The organism is SAR202 cluster bacterium, from assembly GCA_009392515.1.
Taxonomy (GTDB): Bacteria; Chloroflexota; Dehalococcoidia; order Lucifugimonadales; family UBA6952; genus UBA6952.
The window spans coordinates 1-5064 of sequence record VFGE01000006.1 but is presented as its reverse complement, the minus strand read 5'-3'; the positions used below and the strand labels follow the sequence as shown (position 1 = coordinate 5064).

At 33.9% G+C, this 5064-nt stretch carries 6 protein-coding genes; 3 read left to right on the top strand and 3 right to left on the bottom strand.

Annotated elements, in window-relative coordinates; all coding sequences use genetic code 11:
- Positions 1 to 33 precede the first annotated feature (33 nt).
- A complete protein-coding gene (locus FI695_00130) occupies positions 34 to 561 on the bottom strand; it encodes a hypothetical protein (GenBank protein ID MQG50370.1) in 528 nt (175 codons plus the stop codon).
- A gap of 215 nt (positions 562 to 776) precedes the next feature.
- On the opposite strand from FI695_00130, the gene FI695_00125 reads away from it, so the two are divergent.
- Positions 777 to 1721, top strand: a complete 945-nt coding sequence (locus FI695_00125; GenBank protein ID MQG50369.1) for a cyclase family protein — start codon at positions 777 to 779, stop codon at positions 1719 to 1721.
- Positions 1722 to 1799: 78 nt separating this feature from the next.
- Here the strand turns inward: FI695_00125 and FI695_00120 are convergent, their stop codons facing one another.
- Both FI695_00120 and FI695_00115 read right to left on the bottom strand, forming a co-directional pair.
- Positions 1800 to 2138, bottom strand: coding sequence for a hypothetical protein (locus FI695_00120; GenBank protein ID MQG50368.1), 339 nt, complete (start codon positions 2136 to 2138; stop codon positions 1800 to 1802).
- A gap of 9 nt (positions 2139 to 2147) precedes the next feature.
- Positions 2148 to 2351: a hypothetical protein gene (locus FI695_00115; GenBank protein ID MQG50367.1), complete on the bottom strand. Its 204-nt coding sequence runs from the start codon at positions 2349 to 2351 to the stop codon at positions 2148 to 2150.
- A gap of 393 nt (positions 2352 to 2744) precedes the next feature.
- On the opposite strand from FI695_00115, the gene FI695_00110 reads away from it, so the two are divergent.
- Positions 2745 to 3965, top strand: coding sequence for an MFS transporter (locus tag FI695_00110; GenBank protein MQG50366.1), 1221 nt, complete (start codon positions 2745 to 2747; stop codon positions 3963 to 3965).
- A 6-nt stretch (positions 3966 to 3971) separates the two neighbouring features.
- On the top strand, positions 3972 to 5064 hold a 1093-nt coding region (locus FI695_00105; protein MQG50365.1), incomplete at its 3' end, for a DEAD/DEAH box helicase.

The following is a 5064-nucleotide window of genomic DNA, read 5'->3' as shown; positions in this document are numbered from 1 at the left end:
TACACAAAAAAGAGGCAATATAATGCGATTCTATCAATTATGGAGTGGGTATTCGAAATTATCGGATTCTAAGTTTTCTGATAGTAAAATTGCATTATTCCCTAGATGGAAAGTACGTGCTATTTCGGTTTTAGGAGATAGGGTGATAAATCGTTCTACATTTGGATATTCATGTTTTATATTTTCTGCAGCAGCAAAAACAATTTTTCTTCCTGCACCTCTTTGGTAACTCCACACAGTATAAAATACTGCAATACAATTAATTTGGTGTGGAGAACAAGAATATTTTTCTATATCGTCAAGAGATTTTGGAATCTCGGTAGTGTATGCAACACATATTATTGCGCCAGGTTTGTATTGATTGTTTTCGCCATAATATAGGCCGTGATCACCCATAGAAGAATGGATGCTGGGATCTTCTGAGATCTGTAAAGAAAATACTTCTCTGCCATTAGAAGTTCTATAATTTGCATCAAGCTCAGGCCTAACTGGATCTTCGTGAACAAACCGCAATGCTGCTGGGTGGTTTTTTTCTAACACCAATTCTGAATGAGTTAACATGATATAGTCCTTCCAAGGTTAGTTTATTAGGCAAGGTAATAAAGATTTGAAAAGAGACCTCTAGATGTTCATACAGGTTGCAAAGAATACAGGTTGTTTAATAACAGTATTCAGAGGTTACATCGTTCCTCATTATACCAATAATCAGAAAAAATGTCGAATCTAGGCATTTTTTTTATTAATATACTATTAAATCATAAGAAGGAGTATGTGAAATGGGATTAAGAGATCGTCAGCCAACCACAATTGAAGAATATATTAATTACAAAATTAAATATAATAATTGGAATAGATGGGGTAAAGAAGATCAGTTAGGCACTCTGAACCATATTAACAAAGAAGGTATTAGGCATGCTAATTCCTTAGTAAAAGAAGGACAGACTGTTTCGTGTTCTAATCCAATAGCTACTCCAAAAGTGATTTCGGATTCAAAAAGAAATCCTAGGCCTGCTGATCATATTATGACAGTAGGTCCATTAAGTTCTGGTGATTATGTGGGTGTTTCTTATCATGGATTTGTTAATACCCATATAGACGCTTTATGTCACATATTTACTAATAGTGTTGATGAGGGCGGTAGATTGTATAATGATCGAGACCCATCACTCGTTACTGATGTAGGTGCACTTACAAATTCTGTTGATAATTGGAAAAACGGGATTGTAACCAGAGGTGTTTTGTACGATATACCTCAATTGCGAAATGAGGATTATGTTGCTCTTGATCGTCCGGTTGAAGGATGGGAGCTTGAAGACTGGGCAAATTTAGTTGGGATAATTCCGAAAACAGGAGATGCAGTTTTAATACGTTCAGGAGCTGATGTGTTTTGGAAATCAAATCCTGATTTTGAATTTTCTTTTCCACCAAATACTCCTGGGAACGCTCCTTCGATTATCGAATATTTGTATGACACTAGTGCTGCAATACTAGGTTGGGATCTCCAAGAATCTGGGGCTATGGCATATGATTATTCTGCAAGAATACCTATTCATGAAGTGGTAATACCCTACATGGGGCTTCCTTTGTTGGACAATGCTAACTTTGAAGAATTATCTAATATGTGTCGTAAGTACAATCGTTATGAATTTTTATTAGTTATCGCCCCTTTAATTGTAAATGGAGGTACCGGCTCTCCAGTAAATCCAATAGCTATATTTTGATATAATCAAATATAAAAGCCAGCCACAATAATTATGTCAGCTGGCTTTTGTTTATCACTGGATTTTCAACTAATAGTATTAGAGTCCTCTTACTAAATTTATAACGGCTTTAGTGTCTTTAACCTCAACATGTTTTCCAGAGATAAAAGAGACTATTTTTCTAGGTTTTGCTTTTTCTCCGATAACTATTACTAAATTTTCTTTTATGTGAACTTTTAGGGTTAATCCAAGTTCAAACACCCATTCAGAAAATTCTATGAATAATTTTCTTAGATTTCGCAGTCCGCCTAATGGCGGTAATGTGAGACTGTTTTCTTTAATTTGAATATTAATTTCATTTCCTTTGAATTCTAGATTAGCAAAAGGAGTATCGTTTTCTATTGTTAGTTGTCCAGCTAAATCAAGTTTGAAATTCATAATCTCTGTTTATTCCTGTGCGTTTTCTTGTGTACTTACACTAATAGTTCCTGAAATGTTCCATTCAGCTTTTTCGGGATTAGCGCCTGTAGATTGAGGTACTAGTACTGTCATATCAGTAAATTTGTAATTAATAGTTGTTTTTCTTCGGTTTAAAAAATCGTATAATCCTTCAGCCATATCAATCCATGCACTCAAATTATTTGCTGTCATTTTCTCCCTCCGGGGTAGTATTATTTAATTTGTAATAACATAAATTATTGTAGTATATAATCTACATTATGTCAACAAAACAATAGATATGTTGTTTATATACTACAATATACGGTTGTTTATTGATATTATTTCGCTTTGTTCTATAATGCATACATGATTGTAACAAACGTATTAATGGCATTTATTTCAGTATGGATACTTAGTGAAGTTATGCTTTATTCTTCCTTAAAATTCGTTGGAAATACTTCTTCTTCATATTCATATGGTTTTATCTGGATTCTTAGGAGTACGGCTCTTTTATTACTTGCTGCGACGTTTGTGTTTATGACATTTATACCTACCATAGAAATCGAGAATTTCTTATTCTATTGTTTTATCTAGGAGTCAAAATTGAGTTCAAATGTACGAAGTATCAGTTATATTATGCCTATAGTTCTTATTGGATCAGCAGGCTTAATTCTCATAAGTCGAGGTATGCATAATAGTTGGGGCCTTTTCCTTATTCCTTTAACAGATCATTTGAATGTCGGTCGAGAAATTTACAGCATAGGGATATCTCTCAATGTTCTATTTACTGGGTTAGGGGCTCCCTTATTTGGTGCACTTGCTGATAAATATGGCCCAGGAAAGTCAATTTTTCTAGGTGTCATTCTCCAAATTATCAGTCAATATTGGTTATCAAATGTTTCCAATTCATTTGATCTAATAGGATCTTTATTGCTTGGTGGATTTGCTGCGGCAGGATTTATTGGTATTGCTATGGCAGCTGTGGGGAGGTCAGTTAGCCCTCAAAATAGATCTCTTTTTGTAGGAATGGTTATGGCTTCAGGAGGCCTAGGGCAATTTCTTATAACTCCATTAATGAGTGGAATAATTCAAAATGCAGGTTGGTTGACAGCTGTTTATGTATTAATGTTCTTCAGTTCCCTTCTTATAATTTTTTCTTATCTCATAAGTTTTTCAAAGGACGCACAGTCAGACTCAAATAATGTTAAACAAACTGTCTCTGAAGCATTCAAAGAAGCTATTAAGAACAAAAACTTTAACTTGTTGACCCTTGGATTTTTTGTATGTGGTTTTCACGTAACATTCATCGGCTCTCATTTTCCTGCATATTTACAAGATCAGGGTTTAGGATCTATTGCTGGATGGTCTTTGGGATTACTTGGCCTTTTCAACGTTTTTGGCACTACTATGTATGGTTATTTAGGTGATCGGATGTCAAAGAAAAACCTATTAGTTAGTATTTATACATTTAGATCATTGATCTTTTTAATTTTCATTTTTATGCCTAAAAATGAATTTACTGTTATGGTATTTGCAGGAATTTTAGGTCTTTTATGGCTATCTACTGTACCATTAACCAGTGGTGTTATTTCAGATATTTTTGGCCCATCATTTACTTCTATGCTATTTGGGATAACTTTGTTTTCACATAATTTAGGGTCTGCTTTAGGTTCTTGGTTGGGAGGAAGAATGTTTGATCAATATCAATCCTATGACGTTATGTGGATAGCTTGTGTCGTTTTAGGACTACTAGCAGCATTTTTACATTTTCCAATAAAAGGAACAGCTGTTCAACGGATTAGTATTAATCCAGCAACTAGTTAGTTATTAATGAAATTTTCCCAATTCACTCTAAATAAAAAACTTCTTTCAGCCATTAATGATATGGGATATGTTAATCCTACCCCAATTCAAGAAAAAGCAATTCCTATTGCTTTACAAGGCAAGGACGTCCTAGGTTTAGCTCAAACTGGAACTGGAAAAACAGCATCTTTTATGCTTCCTATTCTTGAAAAACTTTCAAAAGGATCATTAAGGAAAGTACGAGCACTTGTTATTGCTCCGACTCGTGAACTCGCTGAACAAATACATCAATCAGCGATTAGTTTGGCGAAACATATGCCAATTCAGAGCTTATCTATTTATGGTGGAGTCAGTAAATATGGACAAGTAAAGAATTTAAAAAAAGGAGTGGAGATCATAATAGCATGCCCCGGTCGTTTATTAGATCTCATTGGAGATGGAATTATAAATTTGTCTAAAGTTGAAATATTAGTTTTGGATGAAGCTGATACAATGTGTGATATGGGGTTTTTACCTGACGTTCGACGAATAATGAGGTACTTATCCAAAGACATTCAAATTTTATTTTTTGCAGCAACTATGCCTGATGAAATAAAACAATTAACGGAGGATATTTTACATAATCCTCATACAGTTCAAATTGGGAAAATAGAGCCTGCAAAAACAGTTGCACATTATCTTTATCCAATAAAATCAGTTTCATTAAAGACAAACTTATTATTAGAATTTTTCAAAATTACTGCTACGGGTAAAGTAATCGTATTTACACGAACTAAACATAGAGCAAAAAGATTATGGAATGATTTGGAAGCAGCCAAATTGAATGCCACTCTTTTACAAGGAAATATGTCACAAAATCGTCGCCAACAATCTATTAATGGGTTTAAAAAAGGTAAATATGATATCTTAGTTGCAACCGATATGGCATCTCGTGGAATAGATATTTCTGAAGTATCACATGTGATAAATTTTGATATGCCAAGTACTACTGATGACTATATTCATAGAATAGGCAGAACTGGAAGAGCAGAAAATAGAGGAGAGGCTATAACCTTTCTTCTCCCCCAGGATAAAAAATTATTACTAAAAATAGAATCTTTATTAGGTTATAAAATTCCAG

Excerpts from the sequence above, each read along its gene's own strand:
- FI695_00130 (MQG50370.1), bottom strand. The coding sequence starts at position 561 with ATGTTAACTCATTCAGAATTGGTGTTAGAAAAAAACCACCCAGCAGCA.
- FI695_00125 (MQG50369.1), top strand. The coding sequence starts at position 777 with ATGGGATTAAGAGATCGTCAGCCAACCACAATTGAAGAATATATTAAT.
- FI695_00120 (MQG50368.1), bottom strand. The coding sequence starts at position 2,138 with ATGAATTTCAAACTTGATTTAGCTGGACAACTAACAATAGAAAACGAT.
- FI695_00115 (MQG50367.1), bottom strand. The coding sequence starts at position 2,351 with ATGACAGCAAATAATTTGAGTGCATGGATTGATATGGCTGAAGGATTA.